This is a genomic window from Lacrimispora sp. 38-1, from assembly GCF_049890855.1.
Classification (GTDB): Bacteria; Bacillota; Clostridia; order Lachnospirales; family Lachnospiraceae; genus Lacrimispora.
The window spans coordinates 52,266-75,025 of sequence record NZ_JBANEW010000099.1; the positions used below are offsets into that span (position 1 = coordinate 52,266).

Consider the following 22,760-nt stretch of genomic DNA (forward strand, 5'->3'; position numbering starts at 1 on the left):
ATTATAGTATTACAAAATGAAAAGAAATGAGGAGAAAGCGATGGAAAAGAAGTTGCGAGTTGGTATATTGGGAGCTACCGGTATGGTTGGACAGAGATTTATATCTCTGCTTGAGAACCACCCATGGTATGAGGTGGTGACTGTGGCAGCCAGCCCCCGATCAGCTGGAAAGTCATACGAAGAGGCAGTTGGAGACCGTTGGAAGATGACAACTCCCATGCCGGAAGCAGTGAAACACTTAACAGTCATGAATGTGAATGAGGTTGTGGCGGTTGCAGCAGGCGTGGATTTTGTATTCAGCGCAGTGGATATGACGAAAGATGAGATTAAAGCCATAGAGGAAGCATATGCAAAAACTGAAACACCAGTTGTTTCCAACAACAGCGCCCATAGATGGACACCGGATGTTCCTATGGTAATTCCGGAGATTAATCCAGAGCATTTTGAAATAATAAAAGATCAGAGAAAGCGTCTTGGTACACAGCAGGGCTTCATTGCAGTAAAACCAAACTGTTCCATTCAAAGCTATGCGCCCGTTCTGACTGCATGGAAAGAGTTTGAACCTTACGAGGTGGTAGCTACAACTTATCAGGCTATTTCAGGAGCAGGAAAGACCTTTAAGGACTGGCCGGAGATGGAAGGAAACATTATTCCTTATATCGGCGGAGAGGAAGAGAAAAGTGAACAGGAGCCGCTTCGTCTATGGGGAACTATTGAAAATGGCGAGATTGTAAAAGCACAGGAGCCGGTAATCACCTGCCAGTGCGTCCGTGTTCCCGTTCTCAATGGTCATACTGCCGCAGTTTTCGTAAAATTCCGCAAACAGCCTGCAAAAGAAGAATTAATAGACCGTTTGGTAAACTTTAAGGGACTTCCCCAGGAACTTGATCTTCCAAGTGCACCAAAACAGTTTATCCAGTACTTAGAAGAAGATAACCGTCCCCAGGTAGCCCTTGATGTGGATTTTGAAAACGGAATGGGAGTTTCTGTGGGCCGTTTAAGAACAGATTCTGTGTATGATTATAGATTTATCGGTTTGTCCCACAATACTGTTCGCGGGGCAGCCGGAGGCGCAGTACTCTGCGCAGAGCTTTTGACTGCGAAAGGGTACATCAAAGCCAGAGATTAACTGGATTATGAGGCTCTCTCTGTCCAGAAGAGAGCCTTTATAAAATAGGTATATGGAGGAAGTAAGATGGCATACAAAAAAGAACTTTGGGGAAACATGCCGGATGGCAGAGAGGTGTATTTATATACACTGGTAAATGAAAACAAAGTATCTGCTTCATTTACAAATCTGGGTGCAGTCTGGGTAACCATGAATGTACCTGATCGGAACGGAAAGGAAACGGATGTGGTATTGGGGTATGACAGTGTATCGGATTATCTGCAAAACCCGCCTCACTTCGGAGCTCCCATTGGAAGAAATGCCAACCGTATTGCCGGTGCAAAGTTTATAATTAATGGGAAAGAATATAAGCTTGAGGCTAATAACAGCACCAATAACTTACACAGCGGTCCGGATCTTTATCACTCACGTCTTTGGGACAGTGAAGCAGAAGAAAATGAGATGGGTACCAGTGTAAGCTTCTCCCTGTTTTCACCAGATGGAGATCAGGGATATCCCGGCAATGCGAATATTACCATAACATATACCCTGACACCAGATGATGGCCTGAAAATCGATTATCATATGATCTGTGATGAAGATACAGTGGCAAACTTTACTAATCACAGCTATTTCAATCTGGATGGCCATGATGGCGGCAGTGCATTAGAGCAGAGGGTATGGATTGATGCTGATACATATACAAGAGCTGATGAAATTTCAATACCTACAGGAGAATTTACTCCTGTAAAGGGAACTCCCATGGATTTCACTGTTATGAAAACAATCGGGCAGGATATCAATGAAGATTATGAAGCGCTTGTTTTTGGAAGCGGTTATGACCATAACTGGGTATTAAATCATCCGTCAGAAGAACTGGCTTTATGCGCAGTTGCAGAGTCTGATAAGACAGGAGTCAGAATGGAAGTGTATACCGACCTTCCGGGAATGCAGTTTTATACTGCTAACTTTTTAAACGGCCAGATGCCTGGCAAAGGTGGTACAGTTTATAGCAAACGCTGCTGCTATTGTTTTGAAACCCAGTACTATCCTAATGCGGTGAATACTCCTGAGTTCCCTTCCCCAATCTTAAAAGCAGGACAGGAATATCAGACAACAACAATATATAAGTTTTCTACAATTTAGTAAAGCATGGATATAAATTCAGGGACGCAGATTACTGCGCCCCTGTACGCTTGTGAAAGGACATTTTTACATACTTATGAATAAAGCGAATGAAAAAGGAATAAAAGCACTGTCAGTCATGGGGCTGATTATTACCACAATCATATGGGGAAGTGCTTTTGTGGTAATGAAGAATTCGGTGGATGTCATATCACCAACCTATCTGCTGGCACTGCGGTTTACCATTGCGTTTGCAGCACTTGTAGCAGTTTTTTGGAAGCGCTTAAGAAATGTGGGAAAAACAGACATTTTCTGCGGTTTTATTTTAGGCTTTTTTCTATTTATCAGCTATTTTTTTCAGACCTATGGACTGAAGTATACGACCGCCAGTAAAAATGCTTTTATTACCACTTTATATGTCATTCTCGTTCCTTTTTTGCACTGGTTATTTAATAAGACAAAACCTTCAAAAAACAATGTGGGAGCAGCGGTTATCGCTGTCATCGGATTGGGGTTTATTTCCCTTGAGGGGGATTTAAGTGTGAATGTGGGTGATTTGATGACTTTGATATGCGGAATATTTTTTGCTTTCCATATCGTCTTTGTTGACCGATATACAGTAACCCATGATCCGATAATACTCACTGTGATGCAGATGGCAGTTGCGGCAGGATTAAGCTGGATTGCTGCTCCGCTTTTAGAGGGAGGACTGGATCTGTCTGTAATCAGCCATTCAATGGCTGTCAGCCTTCTTTATCTTGGTATTTTCAGCACAATGATCTGCTTCCTGCTTCAGAATATGGGACAGAAGCATTTAAGTCCTAACACTTCTTCCATTATTCTGTCTTTTGAATCAGTATTTGGTCTGCTGTTCTCCGTTTTTTTGCTGGGAGAGCCGGTAACTATAAAATTACTGACAGGCTGTGCTTTGCTGTTTCTGTCGGTTATCTTATCGGAATTCAAAAAACAAACTCCCGCTGCTTAAATATAGCGGGAGTTGTGTTTTAAAAGAAACTGTAGATCGCATTCCATATGATATATCCGTATCCTGCTCTCAGTATTCTAAACTACATTACTTTTACACACATCTACCCATTCTTTCGCCTGGGCAAATAAAAACAGCTCTTCATTCGTCAGTTCAATGGCGGAATTAGAACTGCCGGCTGCAGGGAAAACAGAAGAGAATCTCTGGAGAGATACATCTAAGTAAGTGGCTGCACAGTCAGGATTGGCAAAAGGACACACGCCACCGATTTCATGACCTGTGAAAGCAGATACTTCGTCAGCGGACAACATTTTTGATTTAATCCCAAATGTTTTTTTGAACTTTGCATTGTCAATTTTCATATCACCGGCTGTAACTACCAGAATACAGTTGTTTTCTTCACATCCATGAAAAGACATAGTTTTTGCAATTCTTGCCGGAATCACATCAAGGGCTTTTGCTGCTAGTTCAACGGTTGCACTGGAAACAGGAAACTCCATAACCTGGCAGTCTCTTCCAGATTCTTTAAAGTATTCTTTTACTTTTTGTACTGACATAAGACAAACACTCCTTTGCATTCATGTAATGGAATTTTAAGTAAATTGTTAACCATTGTACCATTGATATTAAAATTTATCAATGTTATAATGATTTTTGATGTGCCTTTTGGTGAGAGTTGTCAGAAATATTTGCTATTCATGAATTTTAATGGTATAATAGAACGGTTACTATCACAAAGCAGTAGGGAGTTATATGTCAAAATCGTTATACATTGCAGAAAAACCAAGTGTGGCTCAGGAGTTCGCAAATGCGCTTAAGATAAACGGAAAACGCAGCAACGGATACATGGAAGCTGACCAGGTGATTATAACCTGGTGCGTGGGACATCTGGTCACTATGAGCTATCCGGAAAGCTATGATCCCAGATATAAGCGATGGAGCTTATCCACCCTGCCGTTTCTTCCCAAAGAATTCAAATATGAAGTAATTCCCAGAGCAGCCAGGCAGTTTGAAATTGTGAGCGGTCTGTTAAACCGTCCGGATGTGGATACGATCTATGTCTGTACTGACTCCGGAAGAGAAGGAGAATACATATACAGGCTTGTTGCACAGATGGCCGGGGTGAACAATAAAAAGCAGAAGAGAGTCTGGATTGATTCCCAGACGGAAGAGGAAATTCTAAGAGGCATACGGGAGGCAAAGGATGAGGCGGAATATGATAATCTTTCAGCTTCCGCGTATTTGCGTGCAAAAGAAGATTATCTCATGGGAATTAATTTTTCACGTTTGCTTACACTAAGATACGGACAGCATATTTCAAACTATTTAAAGAGCGGGAAGAATACCGTTATTTCTGTTGGACGTGTCATGACCTGCGTCATGGGAATGGTTGTACGAAGAGAACGGGAGATCAGGGACTTTGTAAAGACACCGTTTTATCGTGTGATCGGTACGTTTGCCAAAGATGATCTGGATTTTGATGGTGAATGGAGAAGTGCGCCGGGTTCTAAGTTTTTTGAATCACCTTATCTTTATAAAGAGAATGGTTTTAAAGAAAGAAAGCATGCGGAAGAACTGATTGAGACGCTTTCAGCAGCAGATCCCATGGAGGCAGCTGTTGTATCGGTTGAGAAAAAAAAGGAAACCAAGAATCCTCCGCTGCTTTATAATCTGGCTGAACTTCAGAATGACTGTTCTAAGATGTTTAAGATCAGTCCTGATGAGACACTGAAGGTAGTTCAGGAGCTTTATGAGAAGAAGATGGTCACTTACCCCAGAACGGATGCCAGAGTTCTTTCCACTGCAGTGGCAAAAGAAATCTATAAAAACATCAGTGGGTTAAAGGGATTTGAACCTTTAAAAGAGGCGGCAGAAGAAGCATTAAGCCGGGGAGCCTACAAAACAATTGATAAAACCAGATACGTTAATGATAAGCAGATAACTGACCATTATGCCATTATTCCTACTGGTCAGGGGATTTCATCCTTTCGAGGATTAACACCCCTTGGGGCAAAGGTATATGAAGTGATTGCAAGAAGGTTTTTGAGTATTTTCTATCCGCCTGCCATTTATCAGAAGTATGCTTTGGAGCTGGCTGCTGATAAAGAACACTTTTATTCAAACTTCCGGGTAATGCTGGAAGAGGGATACTTAAAAGTGGCAGATGTGTCCGCAGGTAAAAAGAAATCAGAGGAAAAAGCTGACGAACCACTCCCTGACAGTGAAAATCAGGATGAGAACAATTCGGAAGTGTCTCAGAAGCAAATGGACAATCCAGCCTTTATTGCCATGCTTGGTTCATTAAAAAAGGGTATGCAGCTGCCCATTAAAAAGCTGATTATTAAAGAAGGTGAAACTTCTCCGCCAAAACGCTATACATCAGGATCCATGATTCTTGCCATGGAAAATGCGGGGCAGTTAATCGAGGATGAAGAGCTCCGTGCCCAGATTAAGGGAAGCGGGATAGGAACCAGTGCTACAAGAGCTGAGATTTTAAAAAAGCTGTTTCATATCGGCTACCTGTTCCTGAACACGAAAACCCAGATAATTCTGCCCACACTGTTAGGAGAGATGATCTATGATGTAGTAAACGCCTCCATAAAACAGCTTCTTAATCCGGAGCTGACAGCCAGCTGGGAAAAGGGATTAACTTATGTATCAGAGGGAAGCATAACCTCAGAAGAGTATATGCAGAAACTGGAGAATTTTGTTGCCGGACGTACCGCTTGGGTATTGAAGCTGAATAATCATTATGATTTACGTAATGTATTCGATGCTGCGGCAGCTAATTATAAAAAACAAAAATAGGAGATTATTAACATGAAAAAAGAAGATATGACAAACCAGGACTTATTTGATACCAATCATACAGTGGCCAAATTATTATTTGAGCAGACCACCTATCCGTGGGAAATCATTCCTAAGATCAGTGAATTTATCGTTTCCCTGGGAGAGCGTCTTCCAAAGGATGAATATGTTCATGTGGGAAAAGCAGTATGGATTCATAAGTCTGTAAATCTTCCGCCAACAGCTTGTATGGGCGAGCATGTAATTATCTGCAAGAATGCACAGATCCGTCATTGCGCATTTATCAGAGGTAATGCAATCATCGGCGAAGGTGCAGTAGTTGGAAACTCTTCTGAAGTAAAGAATTCCATTCTTTTTGACGGAGTACAGGTTCCTCATTTTAACTATGTTGGAGATTCTATTTTAGGATATAAGTCTCATATGGGAGCATCTTCAATTGCTTCGAATGTGAAAACAGATAAATCTCTTGTTACTGTACACGCGGAGGATGGAGAAATCGAAACTGGGCTTAAGAAGTTTGGTGCCATCCTTGGTGATTTTGCAGAAATCGGCTGTGGTGCTGTTTTAAATCCTGGTACAGTTATCGGACCAAAAGCAGATATTTATCCGCTGTCCTGTGTCAGAGGCTGCGTAGAAGGTAATTCCATCTACAAAAAGCAGGGAGAAATTGTAGAAAAGAATACTGCTGAGGAATAAATAAAACATGAACGAAAGTAAACATGCCCAGGCAGGAAACGGAAAATTCGGTTCAAGAATTGGATTCATTCTGGCCTCTGTTGGGTCAGCTGTCGGTATGGGAAACATCTGGATGTTTCCCTACCGGCTGGGACAGTATGGAGGCGCTGCTTTTTTACTGGTATATTTTGGTTTTATATTTTTATTTGGTTTGGTTGGTTTGTCCGGAGAGTTTGCGTTTGGCAGGCTCACCGGAACGGGCCCCATCGGCTCTTATGATTATGCTTTAAAGACGAGAGGGAAAAAAGGCGGTTCGTTTCTGGGCGCAATCCCTTTAATTGGTTCATTTGGTATTGCCATTGGTTATGCAATTATAGTGGGCTGGGTTCTAAGATATCTATGGGGAGCCTTGTCAGGTGCTATTTTGAAAGAAGAGGCAGCACAATATTTTTCCCGTGCAACCGGGCATTATGGCAGTGTACCATGGCATCTCCTTGTTGTTATAATTACGGTAGCTGTACTGGCAGGAGGAGTTTTAAAAGGGATTGAAAAAGTGAATGCAATCATGATGCCTGCTTTTTTTGTTCTTTTTTTGCTGATTGCAGTCCGGGTGTTCTTTCTTCCCGGGGCTTTCGATGGATACAGATATCTGCTGGTGCCCAGGTGGGAACTTCTGTTAAAACCGCAAACCTGGGTTATGGCTATGGGACAGGCTTTCTTTTCTCTTTCCATTACTGGTTCGGGAATGGTAATTTACGGCAGCTATCTGGATAAAAAAGAGGATATACCAAAAGCAGCGGTTACCACTGCTTTGTTAGATACCGTTGCAGCTCTTTTGGCAGGCTTTGCCATTATTCCTGCCGTATTTGCGTTCCAGATGGATCCGGCAAGCGGTCCTCCCCTGATGTTCATAACTTTGCCTAAGGTATTTGCACAAATCCCGGCAGGCAGAGTAATAGCAGTATTGTTTTTTCTGTCAGTACTATTTGCAGGAGTAACCTCCCTGGTTAATATGTTTGAAGTATGCGCAGAAGCGCTTCAAACGCATCTGCGTTTTCCAAGAAAGACTGCTGTTATTTTTGTGGGCGCCGTCGTGTTCCTCATAGGACTTTTTATTGAATATGAACCCTATATGGGAGCCTGGATGGATTATATTACCATCTATGTGGTGCCATTTGGTGCAGTTTTATGTTCTGTAATGATCTACTGGGTATTGAAAAAGGAAGAAATTCTAAACGAATTAAACTGTGGACGTGAGAAACCGCTTGGATCTTATTTCATTTTTACGGCCAAGTATCTCTATGTATTTCTTGCAGCCCTGGTATTAATATTAAGTATTGTATATAAAGGAATCGGCTGATATTAAGTACAGCTGTTAAAAAGTCCGGTATTTCCATGTCTTACAAGGACAGGAAGTACCGGGCTTTTTATCAGATGATTTTATTTGGTACCGAATATACGGTCACCAGCATCTCCAAGACCTGGGCAGATATACGCATTTTCATTTAACTGACGGTCTAAATGTCCTACGTAGATCTGAATGTCCGGATGTGCCTCGTGAAGCCGTTTTAAGCCTTCCGGAGCGGCGATGATGGACATGAACTTGATGTGCTTACCGCCGTACTGCTTGATAAAGTCGACGGCTGCAATTGCAGAACCGCCGGTAGCAAGCATAGGATCGGTAACAACAATGGTTCTCTGTTCAATCGGGCTTGGAAGCTTGCAGTAGTATTCATGGGGCTCATGAGTTTTTTCATCCCGATATAAACCAATATGTCCTACCTTGGCAGACGGTACAAGAGCCAGAATTCCGTTAACCATACCAAGACCTGCTCTCAGGATAGGAACAACTGCCATTTTTTTACCAGCAATCATTGGGGTCATGCAGGTCTCAATAGGAGTCTCTACCTCCACATCCTGTAACGGAAGATCCCTTAATGCCTCAAATCCCATCAGCATGGCGATTTCTTCGATCAGAGCACGGAACTCGTTGGTGCCGGTTCTCTTGTCTCTTAAAATTGAAATTTTATGCTGAATCAGCGGGTGGGTAAATACAGTTACATTGTCCATTAATAAATCCATAATAGTTTTAATCCTTTCTTTAATCTCTTGCAGTATCAGGAGTTTCAGGCAGTATCAGGTTCATAAAGACACCAATGATAACAGCGACGAAAAGACCTGAAATGTTTAATGTTACAGAACCGACACTTACGTTAAGTCCTCCAAGCTGGGCAAGTCCCAGTCCGAATACCAGGATCAGACCAACGATAGTTAAATTTCTGCTGTGTGTAAAATCCAGATTTGATTCTGCCAGAGAGCGAATGCCCACAGCAGCGATCATACCAAACAGCATAATTTCCACACCGCCTTTTACAGGACCCGGGATAGTCTGAAGGATTGCACCGACTTTTCCGAAAAGGCCCAGAACAATGGCAAATACGGCGGTTACACGAAGAAGCCTTGGGTTGTAGTTTTTAGTAGTTGCCAGAACGCCTGTATTCTCTGAATAAGTAGTGTTGGCAGGGCCGCCCATAAATCCTGCAAGAAGGGTAGCAAGACCATCACCCATTAATGTACGGTGAAGTCCTGGATCCTTGAGGAAATCTTTTCCAACAACAGTTCCGTTCGTGGTGATGTCTCCAATGTGTTCCATAAATGTGACGCAGGCGATAGGCGCGATGGAAAGAATGGCACCTAAACTGAATTTTGGAACAGACATAAATGTCACACCGTTTAAGTCCTTTGTCACAAATGGGATATTAATCCATGATGCAGCGGAAATGGCTGAATAGTCCATATGGAAGATTCCCAATGCTCCTAATACAATACACAGAAGATAACCGGCCGCTATTCCGATGAGAATCGGAACCAGCTTGAAAAAACCATGAGCGAAAATAGAACAGAGAATAACTACGAATAATGTAAATACCGCAATTCCCAGATTCAATGCAATGGCAGGTGTTACACCGTCTGCCAGGCTTAAATTGCCCGTTGCATCGCTGATTGCCGTGCCTGCCAGGTTGATTCCGATGACTACGATTACCGGGCCGGTCACAACGGGAGGGAAAATCTTTTTGATTTTCTCAGCACCAATGGTGTAAGCGATGAAGGCAAAGATCAGATATACCAGACCGGCAAAAATAATTCCACCCTGTACTAAAGGTACGTTCTCAGGGATCACGGTTCCTTCCGGTCGGATAATTGCGGTAACCGCGGCCAGAAATGCGAAGGAAGAACCGAGAAACACAGGAACCTTAAATTTAGTACAGCAGTGGAATATTAAGGTGCCAACGCCTGCAGAGAATAATGCCAGCGATGGATTGAGACCTGTCAGTAAGGGTACCAGCACGGTTGCGCCGAACATGGCGAAGAGATGCTGAATGCTGAGCAGATAGTCTCGGGTTGTCAATTTTGCGTTGTTACTCATGATTATACCCCGTTTCTTTTTATTTTTCCGTCCTATTTTATCAGAGAAAGGGATAAATGGCAACTATTTTTGTTATTTTGTCTCAGGAGTATATTCAATTAACGCAAAATCCCCCAAGGCATGAGCGACAGGTATGGAGACAATAATGACTCCCTGATCCTCATAGCTAAAGGATTCCGGAAATTCTGCAGATCCTTTTTCAGGCTGTTCTGACGAAAAATCAGCATTTTGAAAAATTTTGGTATATGTCTCTTTGTCCATATCGGATCGCGAGCTCATCAAAGCCTCATTGAGCTCAGAAGATGTGTTATAAAACTTACACTTATCAGAGAGCACATATTCAGCCAGCAGTTTTGGATCCACATAATCCTTCAGCCTGATATTCCCGGCTGTTTTTAAATCAACTACGCTGGTGTAATATATATTGGTGGGGTGTGCGGCTCCGTCAGCAGAAAGCATTCCTGTATAAGCAACACTGATTCGGTTCCTGTCAGAAGAGACAATATCAGCACTGACAGTAAGACTGTCCTTTGATGGATCAACAGAATAAGCTTTGATGATTTCCAGCGCATTGTCTTTTAACAGGTTGTTGACAGCTTCTAATTTAGATTCATCTGCCAATTGTGTAAGGACCGGATATTCGATGGTCACCTTATCATTCTTATAGACATAAATAGAGGTGCCTGCTCCTGAGCTGGGGTTTGTGCTTAAACTTTCTCTGCTTTCGGATTCGTTCTGAACTTCTATGACAGACGAAGCGGAGATTGTGGTTGTTTCTTTGCTTTCGGTAGTCTGCGCGTCTGGCAGATCTGCCTTTACATAATTTCGGTGACTGCACCCGTAAAGTGACAGTGCGGACAGAAGTGCAGCCATTAGCATGATACGACGTTTCGTAAAATCACCTCTAATCAATAGTTTTTTCTTATGACAGTATATCATAATTGGGGCAGTGTTTCCTAGAATATTATGTAAAATTAAGGAAATTGTAGGAAAAATATGGGGACAAAGAGAAAGGACTCCGCAAAACCAAAATAAATTCGGTTTGCGAAGTCCAGTTCCCTGCCAAGGGTGTAGTGCCGGCAGTGGGACTTGAACCCACACGATGTTGCCATCAACGGATTTTGAGTCCGCCTCGTCTGCCATTCCGACATGCCGGCTTGCACTTACAACGTTCATTATTCTATCACAGGATTTTCCATTTGGCAAGTATTTAAATTGAAAAACGGCAAAATATATTGTATGATAATAAAAAGCTATGGTTAAGGAGGTGTCTGGGCGATGACATGTAAGGAAGCAGAACGTCTGGTCATTCCATATATAAACGGTGAACTGACAGATGAGGAACTGAAAGAATTTTTGGAACATACGCAGACCTGTGCAGATTGTATGGAAGAACTGGAAATATATTTTACCATAGAGGCAGGAATCATGCAGCTGGATTCTGAAACAGGGAATTATAATATCAAGGGAGCGCTGGAGGCGGCTCTGGAACAGTCCAGACAAAGGCTTCAGTTAATACAGTTGATAAAAATAGCAAGATATGCGGTATCTACCGTTTGCTTCATGGCACTTGTCATTACAGTCCTTCTTCAGTGCAGAATCTGGCTGCAGTTGGGCTTGCTTGGATAGGAGAACAGATGAACAGAAAAAAAACAGTACTGATTGACGGGACCGGTATGCTGGAAGAGGTATATTACGCACTTCCAGACAACTGCGTAAAAGGAATACGCAATGTGGTGGTTCGTATAATAGAAGAAAAGCAAACGGATTATATTGCAGCGGTTTTTGGCAATTACAGTAAAGATGGATTGGCTGCTCAGGATTTAAAGAAAAAACAAGCACTTTTAAAAGAAGCACTGACTGCTCTGAAAATACCTGTTTTTGAAGAAGAGGGGGCACGTTCTCTGGACCTTATCTGCTCCCTTGCAAAAAACTGTGAGGAGGAAGGAAGAGATGTTTCAGTGCTTACTGGTAATGAGACCTTTCTGATGGCAGTAAATGAGCATGTAACGGTCTTGATTCCCGGACTGGGAGAAGAAGGGGTAAAATTAATAAGCTGGTCTGCAGATGGGGTAAAGGCAGAATTTGGTCTGGAGCCGGAACAGTTAAAGGAAGTATTTTCTTTGGAGCGGGGGGCAGGGATTGGCCGAAAAACCGCATGCCGGCTGCTTTTACAGTATGGTTCCTTAAAAGCTCTTTATGGTAAGAAGGAGGAGCTGGAGTCTGACCAGGTTCAAAAAGCACTGACTGAGTATGAGCTGCAGGTAAACAATGAGGCTGATTCTCTTTGCCTGAAAACAGATTATAATCTTCGTCTGGATGAGAGTAAAACCATTGCGGAATCTGAGATTGCAGAAATCATGGATATGGATTTTGAACCTGCCGGGTTCCCGGAGGAAGGAGAGGAGATTTCTTCATCTGGCTGGATTAAAAAAGAAGTTACGGATCTTTTTGAAGCAGAGGCAGTTTTTGCAAGGTGTGCCACAGGCGTCAGCATTGGCCTGCAGCTGGCAGGAACAGATAAAAATATTTCTGCACTGGCTTTATGTTTTTCAAAAGAAGAGTGCTGGTGCTTTATTCCTCAGGGGAATTTAACGTCAGAATATTTGAAAAAAAAGGCAGAAGAGGTCATAAGACAGGCAGAAGATATTACTGTTTTAGATCTGAAAAGCCAGCTTCCATTTCTGAACCTGAATGGAGAAAAGACGGTGTTTGATGCTTCCATAGCAGCTTACTTAATTGATCCGTTAAAAAGCTCCTATGATTATAATGATTTAGCAGAGGAATATCTTTCCCTGTCCCTTCCTTCGAAAACAGAACTTCTGGGAAAACAAACCATACCCCGGGCACTGGAGGAAAATCGTTCCCAGGCAGTTGCCTGTATCTGCTCCATGGCATACGTTTCATTTTTGTGCGGAAACATTTTAAGAGAAGAATTAAAAAAGACAGATATGGAACAGTTATTTTATGAAATTGAAATGCCGTTGGTATACAGTTTGTTTTCTATGGAAGAAACGGGAATCCGGGTGGAACGGGACAGGCTGAAAGAATACGGAGACAGACTGAAGATCCGGATTAAGGAAACGGAACAAAAAATATACGAGCAGACAGGTGAAACCTTTAATATTAATTCACCCAAGCAGCTTGGAGAAATCCTTTTTGAAAAATTGAAGCTTCCTGGCGGAAAAAAGACAAAAACAGGTTATTCCACTGCCGCCGACGTGCTGGAAAAACTGGCTCCGGATTATCCTGTGATAGAACTGATTCTGGATTACAGGCAGCTGACAAAGTTAAATTCCACCTATGCCGATGGGCTGGCGTCCTATATAGGTTCCGATGAACGGATTCACGGTACCTTTAATCAGACGATTACCGCTACCGGAAGGATCAGCAGTACAGAGCCCAATTTACAGAACATTCCAATCCGCATGGAACTTGGAAGAGAAATTCGAAAAGTTTTTGTTCCCCAGGAGGGCTGTGTCTTTGTAGATGCCGATTACTCCCAGATTGAACTGAGGGTTCTGGCTCATATGTCGGGAGATGCAAGACTGATCGGTGCTTATCAGCAGGCCGAGGATATTCACGCGATCACTGCCTCAGAAGTGTTTCATGTACCGCTTTTGGAAGTGACTTCCTTACAGCGGCGCAATGCAAAGGCCGTTAATTTCGGTATTGTTTATGGAATCAGTTCTTTTGGACTGAGCGAAGGGTTAAGCATTACCAGAAAAGAAGCGTCGGAATACATTGAAAAATACTTTGAAACCTATCCAGGAGTGAAGGCTTTCCTGGATAAGCTGGTATCTGATGCAAAAGAAACCGGGTATGCGCTCAGCATGTTTGGCCGCCGCCGTCCCGTACCGGAGTTAAAATCCTCCAATTTTATGCAGCGTTCCTTCGGAGAACGTGTGGCAATGAATTCACCCATTCAGGGAACCGCGGCAGATATTATTAAAATTGCCATGATCCGGGTAGACCGCGCACTAAAGAAACAGGGACTGCAGTCCAGAATTGTCCTTCAGGTTCATGATGAGCTTTTAATTGAGACACGTCTGGAAGAACTGGACCAGGTAAAAAAACTGCTGGTGGAAGAGATGAAGAGTGCTGCCAGGCTGGATGTGCCTCTGGAAGTTGATGCCAATGTTGGAGAATCCTGGTTCGATGCCAAATAAAGGATGGTGGAAAGCGTGAATGTAATTGGGCTTACAGGCGGTGTGGGAGCCGGAAAAAGTCTGGTTCTTTCCATATTAAAAACGAAATACAATGCGCAGGTAATTGAAGCGGATAAAGTTGCCCATGAACTGATGATGCCGGGAGAAGAGGGATATCTGCGGGTGAAAGAAACCTTTGGAGAAACCATCCTTAATTCTGACGGCACCATTAACCGCGCTGCATTAGGAAAAGTGATTTTTGAAAATGAATCTGCAAGAGAGCAGGTTAATTCTATTATCCACCCTCTTGTATGGAAAAGAATCAGACAAAAAATTTCCGCTTCCCAAGCCGGACTTATTGTGGTAGAATTTGCAATTATGGGTGAAGAAGCGGAAGATATCTATAATGAGATGTGGTATGTCCGTGCATCAGAGGAGGTCAGAATCAGACGTCTTTCGGAAAACAGGGGTTATACAAAAGAACGTTCGGAACAAATAATCAGAAGCCAGGCCTCGGAACTGGAGTATGTAAGGCGCTGTGACCGGATAATCGAGAACGATGGTTCAGTTGAGGATTTAGAGAACCAATTGGCGGAAATATTGAAAACAGGGGACAGATAACGATATGAGACTGGTAAGCATTGCTAGCGGGAGCAGCGGAAACTGCATTTATGTGGGTTCTGATACAACTCATATTCTGGTAGATGCCGGAATAAGCAACAAGAGGATTGAACAGGGCTTAAATGAAATCGGATTAAAAGGAAACGAGCTCACTGGAATTGTAATCACTCATGAACACTCTGACCACACCAAAGGACTGGGAGTACTGGCCAGAAAGTATGGCGTTCCCATATATGGAACCAGGGAGACTCTGGAGGAAATTTCAAAGCAGAAATATCTGGGAGAATATCCCCGGGAACTATTTTATGCCATTCGTCCGGATGTGGATTTTTTTGTAGGAGATTTAGAGGTCAAACCGTTTTCCATTGATCATGATGCGGCAAATCCGGTGGCATACCGGATTCAGCATGAACATAAGTCAGTTGCAGTGGCAACGGATATGGGGCATTACAATCAGTACATCATCGAGCATCTGCAGGGACTGGACGCGGTGCTTTTAGAGTCCAACCATGATGTGAATATGCTTCAGGCCGGACCTTATCCTTATTACTTAAAACGCAGGATATTGGGAGATCATGGACATTTATCCAATGAAAATGCGGGACGGCTGTTGTGCTGCATTCTTCATGAGAATTTAAAAAAGATTCTGCTGGGTCATTTAAGCAAGGAGAATAATTACGAAGAGCTTGCTTATGAAACCGTAAAGCTTGAAATCTCAGAGGGAGATAATCCATTTAAGGCATCTGATTTTTCCATAGCCGTTGCAAAGCGGGATCAGATGTCGGAAATTATCACAATATAAAGAGGAGATGCATGATGAATAAGACGATTATTACAGTAGTTGGCAAAGACACAGTGGGGATTATTGCAAAGATTTGTACTTATCTGGCAAACAACCAGGTAAACATATTGGATATTTCCCAAACCATTGTACAGGGATATTTTAATATGATGATGATTGTTGACATCAACGAAGCAGCGAAGCCTTTTGGAGAGCTTGCGGATGAACTGGAACAGATTGGAGACGAGATTGGTGTAAAGGTAAAATGCCAGAGGGAAGAAATTTTTACAAAAATGCATCGGATCTGATTACCGCAGTGAGGCTTAAGAAAAGGATGGGTTTTCTATATGTTGAATATGTTTGAAGTAAACGAGACCAATAAGATGATCGAGCAGGAACTGCTGGATGTGCGTACCATTACCATGGGCATCAGTCTGCTTGACTGCTGTGACAGTGACTTAAAAGCAGTGAATGAAAAAATTTACAACAAGATTACCACTGTTGCAAAAAATCTGGTATCTGTTGGAAGAGAGATCGAAAAAGATTTTGCAATTCCCATTGTGAATAAACGAATTTCCGTAACTCCCATTGCAATGGTAGGCGCTGCCGCATGTAAAACACCGGATGATTTTGTTACCATTGCCCAGACTCTTGACCGCGCAGCAAAGGAAGTGGGCGTCAATTTTATCGGTGGATATTCTGCACTGGTGAGCAAGGGAATGACAACTGCAGATAAAAATCTCATCTGCTCCATACCAAAAGCACTTGCATGCACAGACCGCGTCTGCAGTTCCGTGAATGTGGGTTCTACAAAGACAGGAATCAATATGGATGCAGTTGCGCTTATGGGTAAAATTGTCCTGGAAACAGCAGAGGAGACAAGGGAGAATGATTCTCTTGGCTGCGCAAAACTGGTAATCTTCTGCAATGCGCCGGATGATAACCCCTTTATGGCAGGTGCATTCCATGGTGTGACAGAAGCAGATGCCATTATTAATGTGGGTGTCAGCGGACCTGGTGTGGTAAAACGGGCGATTGAGACCGCAAGAGGAAAGGACTTTGAGGTTCTTTGCGAGACCATTAAGAAAACTGCATTTAAGATTACCCGTGTAGGACAGCTGGTTGCCCAGGAGGCTTCTAAAAGACTTAACATTCCATTCGGTATTATTGATCTGTCTCTGGCTCCCACACCTGCAATCGGTGACAGTGTGGCTGAGATCTTAGAAGAGATCGGTCTGGAGCGCGTTGGTGCCCCGGGTACGACGGCTGCGCTGGCTCTGCTTAATGATCAGGTGAAAAAAGGAGGAGTTATGGCTTCGTCCTATGTAGGCGGTTTAAGCGGTGCCTTTATTCCTGTCAGTGAAGATCAGGGAATGATCGATGCAGTTGCCTTGGGTGCATTAAACCTTGAAAAGCTGGAAGCAATGACCTGTGTCTGCTCCGTTGGTCTGGACATGATTGCAATTCCCGGAGATACTCCTGCCTCCACGATATCCGGAATTATAGCCGATGAATCCGCAATCGGTATGATCAATCAGAAGACGACAGCAGTTCGTATTATTCCGGTAATCGGCAAATCTGTCGGAGAAACGGTGGAATTCGGCGGCCTCCTGGGATACGCTCCTGTCATGCCAGTCAATCGGTATTCCTGTGAAAAGTTTGTCAGCCGCGGAGGAAGAATTCCTGCGCCGATACACAGCTTTAAGAATTAGCCATGGAACAGATGGAAAAAAGCAGACTGACGGAAGCACTCAGAGAATACCTGGATGAATTTCTGGTCCGTATCATCATCAGCAATCCGGTTGAGAAACAGGGAATGTCCAAAGTAAAGATTCGTCCTCTGAAACAGAAAGATTTGATGCTGTTTCAGGCAGAGGAACTGATTGGAAACCAAGCTTTTCATAAGAACCTGTCGAAAGAAGAATGCGCAGATTATGCGGCGGATTTACTGGATGGGACGTTTCGCCAGCTGGAACTGGAATCTTCGAAAGGCCAGGTCCGGATTCTGATCAGTAAGAAGGGAATTCCAGACATAAAGAGTAAGCGTATTCCGCAAAAAATCACGGCTGTTCCTGCAGTAACGGAGCACAACAGGCAGAAAAACTATATCTTAAAAGAAGGAACTCCCATACCGTTTTTGGTTGATTTGGGAGTCATGACGGAAAATGGAACCATTATCAGATCCAGATACGACAAATTTCGTCAGATTAACCGTTTTCTGGAATTTATTGAAGATATACTTCCAAGACTTCATAAAGACAGAGAAAATGTAATTATTGATTTCGGCTGCGGAAAGTCCTATTTAACATTTGCCATGTATTATTATCTTCATATCCAAAAGGGATACTCCATTCGCATGATAGGTCTTGATTTAAAGCAGACGGTGATTGACAGCTGCAACCAGTTAAGTGAACGCTATGGATATGGGAAACTGAGATTTTATCATGGTGATATCGCTTCTTATGAGGGTGTGAATCAGGTGGATATGGTTGTTACCCTTCATGCATGTGATACAGCCACTGATTTTGCTCTTACAAAAGCGGTTTCATGGGGAGCATCTGTGATCCTGTCCGTACCCTGCTGTCAGCATGAGCTCAATAAACAGATTGAAAACAGTCTGATGGCTCCTGTTTTGCAGTATGGTCTGATTAAGGAACGTATGGCTGCCCTGTATACAGATGCTCTGAGAGCAGAGATTTTGGAGAATCAGGGATACAGAACCCAGATTCTGGAATTCATTGATATGGAACACACTCCAAAGAATATATTAATCCGCGCAGTAAAGCAGGGTGAAAAAAAGAATAATCGCAATCAAATTGATGAAATAATGGAATTCCTTCACGGAAATCTGACTCTTTACAATTTGTTTTATAAAGAGTAAACTATTATAAAATAATAAGTGAAATTTGAGTAATCATTTAAGGAGGAGTGTTCATGCCTTTTATTAATTCCAAAGTAAATGTTGCATTATCAGAGGAAGAGAAGGATATTTTAAAAGATAAACTTGGTCAGGCAATCAGCCTGATTCCAGGAAAATCAGAAAGCTGGCTGATGGTGGGCTTTGAAGATAACTATTCTCTTTATTTTAAAGGAAAGAACAATACGAAGATTGCTTTTATAGAAGTTAAAATTTTCGGACGTGCTTCTGACCGGGATTTAGACCACCTGACCGCTGAGATTTCCAGGATATACAAAGAAGTATTAGGAATTTCACAGGATAAGATCTATATAAAATACGAAGAAGCGGAGCACTGGGGCTGGAACGGAGCAAACTTCTAAATTTTACTGTTGACACGTCAGACAGGGGAATGGCTTATGGAGCTTTGGGATATCTACGATGAAAACAGAGCGGCAACCGGGAGAACTCATGTCCGGGGAGTTCCGCTGGGTAAAGGGGAATATCATCTGGTGGCTGATATCTGGACCGTAAATCAGAAGAATCTGATTCTTTTAACCAGGCGGCATCCGGATAAGCCTTATGGTTTAATGTGGGAGTGTACCGGCGGTTCTGTTCTTGCAGGTGAGACCAGCGAAGAAGGTGCATTAAGAGAACTTTTGGAAGAAGCCGGAATTCATGCAGCGAAAAAGGATCTGAAACTGATTCACAGCATTCGCCAGAAAGAACGGTTTGTTGATACCTATATCACCAGGCAGAATATTACCATGGAGGATGTGAAATTACAGGCAGAAGAAGTCGTTGATGCGAAACTGGTAACCTTTGAAGAACTGCTTGATTTGTGGAAGCAGGGGATTGTGGTTCCCAAATCCCGTTTTCTTCTATATAAAGATAACATCAGAGAATTCATCAATCCGCCGTCATAATATGACGACGGATTGTGTGAATTCATTTTTGACTTTTATATCATATTTTGCCTGTAATACAGTCTGATAAATATGAGAAGAATAGAAATCATGGCGGAGCATAGCGGCGGCTGCTCCCGTAAAACCGGTTTTGGCGCCGGCAGTTTTCGCGATGAGAGGGATGCTCCCTCTCTTTTTTATTTCTCCCATCAGGGGAACTGAAGTTTTTTTAAATCCCAGAATTCTGGCATAAGGAGCATACCCTGCCTGTCTGCCGGCTGCTGTCAGCTGGTTTGTCGTCCCGAGAAGAATGTGAAGCAATGCACGGCTGATTCTTGTATAAGTGTATTGTCTGGTCTTTAACTGATTGATCTTTTCTTCAAAAGTATGATAGTCAGGGAGCTGTTTTGTAATTCTTGCTGCCAGTTCATCCGAAACATCAGCGAAATCCTGAAATGGAATCCCTTCCATAGAAAGACGGAGCAGAGCAGCGTTTAAAAGGAGATTGAAATCATCATAGTAAAGAGGTTTGCTCTCCAGTATTTTTAATTTTACCGGTTCCGGTACATAATCAAAGATAGTTTCCTCACAGGAGAGTTGATCTGACTCCTTTAAAGCCTTTCTAAGTCCGGTTGCGGAGCAAAAACGGTCTGGTGTAAGCAGCGGATCGTGATAGTCACTTCCGTTTCTGGCAATGGTCAGCGGAATTAAGGAAGCATCCTGCCTGTAAATGGCTTTTAAATATTCTATTCCCAGAATGTTATTGGGAGAGGCCAGAATTGAGGCATCTTCCTCCCTGACAGCACCGCTTGTAACAAGAGCGCTATTTCTTGCTTCCGGAAAGGTAGCCCCTTTTTTCAGCTGAATGCGCAGTTCTTCTGAATAAATGGCCGGTTCATTGGCGAGAATAGTAGCAATAGCGGAAAGTTTTTCCATATCCCCGCTTTCGCTGCCAAAGCACAGAGAATCAACTGCTCCAAGTCCATTTAATAATGCAACTGCGCAGGAGGCAAAATCTTCCGCGCTGCTGGAAGCAAAAATGGACGGAATCTCCAGCACTAAGTCAGCTCCGCAGGAAAGTGCCATGGCTGTCCGTGTATATTTGTCATATATGGCAGGTGAACCCCGCTGTACAAAATCCCCGCTCATGACTACGACCGCGTACTCTGCATTAGCAAGCTCCTTCGCTTTTCTGATATGATAGGCGTGACCGTTATGAAACGGATTGTATTCGGCGATAATTCCTACGGCATACAAATTTTTCTCTTTTAACATAAAAAACGTCCTTTTTCTTTTTTTCAACCTATATTATGCTATTGTTTCGCAAAAAATGCAAATTATTTTGTCACAACACTTGAAAATTTTCGGGAATGCTCATAGAATAGAGTGAGAATCAAGAAGAAACATTGATCAATTAGAACAGGAGAATAGATAAGTATGAATTTTGTCGTTGAAACATCAGCTCGTCATGTACATTTATCTCAGGAACATCTTGAGATTTTATTTGGACAGGGATATGAATTAACCAAGAAGAAAGAATTATCCCAGCCAGGTCAGTTTGCCTGCGAGGAGAGAGTTACTGTTGTGGGATCAAAAGGTGAATTCAAGGGAGTTTCCATTTTAGGACCGGTCAGAAAGTCTACCCAGGTGGAACTTTCCCTGACAGATGCCCGTTCTGCAGGAATCGCCGCACCAGTAAGAGAATCCGGAGATATTGCCGGCAGCGGACCTTGTAAGATTATCGGACCGGCAGGTGAAATTGATATCACAGAGGGCGTAATTGCAGCAAAGCGTCATATTCATGCAACGCCTGCAGATGCTGAAATGCTGGGTGTTAAAAACGGCGAAATTGTTTCTGTAAAAGTTGATACAAATGGCAGAAGTCTTGTTTTCGGAGATGTAGTTGTTCGTGTAAGCGAAACCTATGCTCTGGCTATGCACATTGATACAGATGAATCTAACGCAGCAGGCTGCGGCAGAGAACAGTACGGCGAAATTGTAAAATAATCGAAGGAGAATTTAGTTTTATGAAAATTTTAGTTATCAACTGCGGAAGCTCTTCCTTAAAGTATCAGCTGATTGATATGGAAAATGAGGGAGTTTTAGCAAAAGGTTTATGCGAAAGAATTGGTATTAACGGATCCAAACTGACTCACAAGGCAGAAGGAAAAGGCGAATTTGAGTTAACAGAAGAGATGCCTAATCACACTGTAGCAATCAAGCTGGTTATGGATGCCCTGGTTAATCCTGAGCATGGAGTAATCAAAGATACCAGTGAAATTTCCGCAGTAGGACATCGTGTTCTCCATGCCGGTACAATTTACAGTGATTCCATCGTTGTAAATGAAGATGTAAAGAAAGTAATCCGCGACTGTTTCGATTTAGGACCTCTGCATAACCCGGCAAACTTAATGGGTATTGAGGCGTGCGAGGCAGCTATGCCAGGAACACCTAACGTAGCTGTATTTGATACTGCATTTGGTATGGGTATGCCGGAGAAGGCTTCTCTTTACGCAATTCCTCAGGAATATTTTGAAAAATACAGCATCCGCCGTTACGGCTTCCACGGAACAAGCCACAGCTTTGTTTCCAAAGAAGCACTGGATTTCTGCGGACTGGATCATAAGAACGGAAAGGTTATTGTCTGCCATTTAGGAAACGGCGCAAGCATCTCTGCTTCCATCGGAGGCAAGTGCGTAGATACAAGTATGGGTCTTACACCTCTTGAGGGTCTTATTATGGGAACCAGAAGCGGTGATATTGATCCGGCTGTGATTCAGTTTATCTGCAACAAAGAAGGCAAGAGCGTCAATGAAGTACTGGATATCTTAAATAAAAAATCCGGTATTCTCGGTATGTCCGGCGGAATTTCCAGCGATTTCCGTGATGTTCAGAAAGCACAGGCAGAGGGTAATCACCTGGCAGATACTGCAATTAATGCATATATCTACCGTGTTGCAAAATACATCGGTGCTTATACTGCAGCAATGAATGGCGTGGATGCCATCGTATTTACAGCAGGCGTAGGAGAGAATGATAAGCCGATCCGTGCAGGAATCTGTGCATATTTATCCTATCTTGGAGTAGAAATCGATGCAGAAGCAAACAGCCACAGAGGCAAACGCATCATGATTTCCACACCTGATTCCAAGGTAAAAGTATGTGTGATCCCTACCAACGAAGAGCTTGCAATTGCAAGAGAAACAAAAGCTTTGGTATAATTCCTTAAATATTGGCACATTATAGTTTTTATAGTGTGAAATATGGAAATATTTTGTTGA

22 protein-coding genes and 1 tRNA gene are annotated in these 22,760 nt (G+C 42.8%); 17 read left to right on the forward strand and 6 right to left on the reverse strand.

Going from position 1 to position 22,760, the window contains the following annotated elements; translation table 11 throughout:
* The first annotated feature begins 40 nt into the window (after window positions 1–40).
* The 3 genes from asd to V7D18_RS25740 all read left to right on the forward strand — a co-directional run bounded on the left by asd (window position 41) and on the right by V7D18_RS25740 (window position 3,218).
* Window positions 41–1,129 carry an aspartate-semialdehyde dehydrogenase gene (asd, locus tag V7D18_RS25730; protein ID WP_426158717.1) on the forward strand — a complete coding sequence of 363 codons (1,089 nt, stop codon included), beginning with the start codon at window positions 41–43 and terminating at the stop codon, window positions 1,127–1,129.
* A 66-nt stretch (window positions 1,130–1,195) separates the two neighbouring features.
* Window positions 1,196–2,254: an aldose epimerase family protein gene (locus V7D18_RS25735; RefSeq protein WP_426158719.1), complete on the forward strand. Its 1,059-nt coding sequence runs from the start codon at window positions 1,196–1,198 to the stop codon at window positions 2,252–2,254.
* 76 nt (window positions 2,255–2,330) lie between these two features.
* Window positions 2,331–3,218 (forward strand): DMT family transporter, encoded by an 888-nt coding sequence (locus V7D18_RS25740; protein WP_426158720.1) that lies wholly within the window; start codon window positions 2,331–2,333, stop codon window positions 3,216–3,218.
* A 77-nt stretch (window positions 3,219–3,295) separates the two neighbouring features.
* Here V7D18_RS25740 and V7D18_RS25745 read toward each other — a convergent pair whose 3' ends face one another.
* Window positions 3,296–3,775: a YbaK/EbsC family protein gene (locus tag V7D18_RS25745; RefSeq protein WP_426158722.1), complete on the reverse strand. Its 480-nt coding sequence runs from the start codon at window positions 3,773–3,775 to the stop codon at window positions 3,296–3,298.
* Window positions 3,776–3,971: 196 nt separating this feature from the next.
* Between V7D18_RS25745 and V7D18_RS25750 the strand changes: the two genes are divergently transcribed.
* Genes V7D18_RS25750 through V7D18_RS25760 form a run of 3 tightly spaced genes read left to right on the forward strand, consistent with a single transcriptional unit; the run spans window position 3,972 to window position 8,061 of the window.
* Window positions 3,972–6,026 (forward strand): DNA topoisomerase, encoded by a 2,055-nt coding sequence (locus tag V7D18_RS25750; protein ID WP_426158724.1) that lies wholly within the window; start codon window positions 3,972–3,974, stop codon window positions 6,024–6,026.
* Between the two features lie 12 nt (window positions 6,027–6,038).
* Window positions 6,039–6,722 (forward strand): UDP-N-acetylglucosamine pyrophosphorylase, encoded by a 684-nt coding sequence (locus tag V7D18_RS25755; RefSeq protein ID WP_426158725.1) that lies wholly within the window; start codon window positions 6,039–6,041, stop codon window positions 6,720–6,722.
* Between the two features lie 7 nt (window positions 6,723–6,729).
* Window positions 6,730–8,061 (forward strand): sodium-dependent transporter, encoded by a 1,332-nt coding sequence (locus V7D18_RS25760; protein ID WP_426158726.1) that lies wholly within the window; start codon window positions 6,730–6,732, stop codon window positions 8,059–8,061.
* 80 nt (window positions 8,062–8,141) lie between these two features.
* On the opposite strand, the gene upp is transcribed toward V7D18_RS25760, so the two are convergent.
* The 4 genes from upp to V7D18_RS25780 form a co-directional block, all read right to left on the reverse strand.
* On the reverse strand, window positions 8,142–8,771 hold the full coding sequence (upp, locus tag V7D18_RS25765) for a uracil phosphoribosyltransferase (protein WP_288828325.1): 630 nt from the start codon (window positions 8,769–8,771) through the stop codon (window positions 8,142–8,144).
* A gap of 31 nt (window positions 8,772–8,802) precedes the next feature.
* Window positions 8,803–10,128 (reverse strand): uracil-xanthine permease family protein, encoded by a 1,326-nt coding sequence (locus tag V7D18_RS25770; RefSeq protein WP_426158727.1) that lies wholly within the window; start codon window positions 10,126–10,128, stop codon window positions 8,803–8,805.
* Window positions 10,129–10,200: 72 nt separating this feature from the next.
* Window positions 10,201–11,040 carry a DUF4163 domain-containing protein gene (locus V7D18_RS25775; RefSeq protein ID WP_426158728.1) on the reverse strand — a complete coding sequence of 280 codons (840 nt, stop codon included), beginning with the start codon at window positions 11,038–11,040 and terminating at the stop codon, window positions 10,201–10,203.
* Window positions 11,041–11,202: 162 nt separating this feature from the next.
* Window positions 11,203–11,285, reverse strand: a tRNA-Leu gene (locus tag V7D18_RS25780).
* 121 nt (window positions 11,286–11,406) lie between these two features.
* Between V7D18_RS25780 and V7D18_RS25785 the strand changes: the two genes are divergently transcribed.
* From V7D18_RS25785 to V7D18_RS25825, 9 genes are read left to right on the forward strand one after another with little or no spacing between them, the layout of a single operon-like run.
* Window positions 11,407–11,757: an anti-sigma factor family protein gene (locus V7D18_RS25785; protein ID WP_426158729.1), complete on the forward strand. Its 351-nt coding sequence runs from the start codon at window positions 11,407–11,409 to the stop codon at window positions 11,755–11,757.
* An 8-nt stretch (window positions 11,758–11,765) separates the two neighbouring features.
* On the forward strand, window positions 11,766–14,297 hold the full coding sequence (polA, locus tag V7D18_RS25790; RefSeq protein ID WP_426158730.1) for a DNA polymerase I: 2,532 nt from the start codon (window positions 11,766–11,768) through the stop codon (window positions 14,295–14,297).
* 15 nt (window positions 14,298–14,312) lie between these two features.
* A complete protein-coding gene (gene coaE / locus V7D18_RS25795) occupies window positions 14,313–14,897 on the forward strand; it encodes a dephospho-CoA kinase (RefSeq protein WP_426158731.1) in 585 nt (194 codons plus the stop codon).
* A gap of 4 nt (window positions 14,898–14,901) precedes the next feature.
* Window positions 14,902–15,699 (forward strand): MBL fold metallo-hydrolase, encoded by a 798-nt coding sequence (locus tag V7D18_RS25800; protein WP_426158732.1) that lies wholly within the window; start codon window positions 14,902–14,904, stop codon window positions 15,697–15,699.
* A 14-nt stretch (window positions 15,700–15,713) separates the two neighbouring features.
* Window positions 15,714–15,986 (forward strand): ACT domain-containing protein, encoded by a 273-nt coding sequence (locus V7D18_RS25805; protein WP_104436132.1) that lies wholly within the window; start codon window positions 15,714–15,716, stop codon window positions 15,984–15,986.
* Window positions 15,987–16,025: 39 nt separating this feature from the next.
* On the forward strand, window positions 16,026–17,390 hold the full coding sequence (locus tag V7D18_RS25810) for a PFL family protein (protein WP_426158733.1): 1,365 nt from the start codon (window positions 16,026–16,028) through the stop codon (window positions 17,388–17,390).
* 2 nt (window positions 17,391–17,392) lie between these two features.
* A complete protein-coding gene (locus V7D18_RS25815) occupies window positions 17,393–18,559 on the forward strand; it encodes a class I SAM-dependent methyltransferase (RefSeq protein WP_426158734.1) in 1,167 nt (388 codons plus the stop codon).
* Between the two features lie 53 nt (window positions 18,560–18,612).
* Window positions 18,613–18,957, forward strand: coding sequence for a phenylpyruvate tautomerase MIF-related protein (locus tag V7D18_RS25820; RefSeq protein WP_426158735.1), 345 nt, complete (start codon window positions 18,613–18,615; stop codon window positions 18,955–18,957).
* Window positions 18,958–18,993: 36 nt separating this feature from the next.
* Window positions 18,994–19,500, forward strand: a complete 507-nt coding sequence (locus V7D18_RS25825; protein WP_426158737.1) for an NUDIX hydrolase — start codon at window positions 18,994–18,996, stop codon at window positions 19,498–19,500.
* Here V7D18_RS25825 and V7D18_RS25830 read toward each other — a convergent pair.
* On the reverse strand, window positions 19,495–20,754 hold the full coding sequence (locus V7D18_RS25830) for a nucleotidyltransferase (RefSeq protein WP_426158739.1): 1,260 nt from the start codon (window positions 20,752–20,754) through the stop codon (window positions 19,495–19,497). The genes V7D18_RS25825 and V7D18_RS25830 overlap by 6 nt on opposite strands.
* 162 nt (window positions 20,755–20,916) lie before the next feature.
* On the opposite strand from V7D18_RS25830, the gene V7D18_RS25835 reads away from it, so the two are divergent.
* Both V7D18_RS25835 and V7D18_RS25840 read left to right on the forward strand, forming a co-directional pair.
* Window positions 20,917–21,486, forward strand: a complete 570-nt coding sequence (locus V7D18_RS25835; RefSeq protein WP_426158741.1) for a PduL/EutD family phosphate acyltransferase — start codon at window positions 20,917–20,919, stop codon at window positions 21,484–21,486.
* A gap of 20 nt (window positions 21,487–21,506) precedes the next feature.
* Complete coding sequence (locus V7D18_RS25840; RefSeq protein ID WP_426158743.1) at window positions 21,507–22,700, forward strand: acetate/propionate family kinase; 1,194 nt, start codon at window positions 21,507–21,509, stop codon at window positions 22,698–22,700.
* Window positions 22,701–22,760 lie beyond the last annotated feature (60 nt).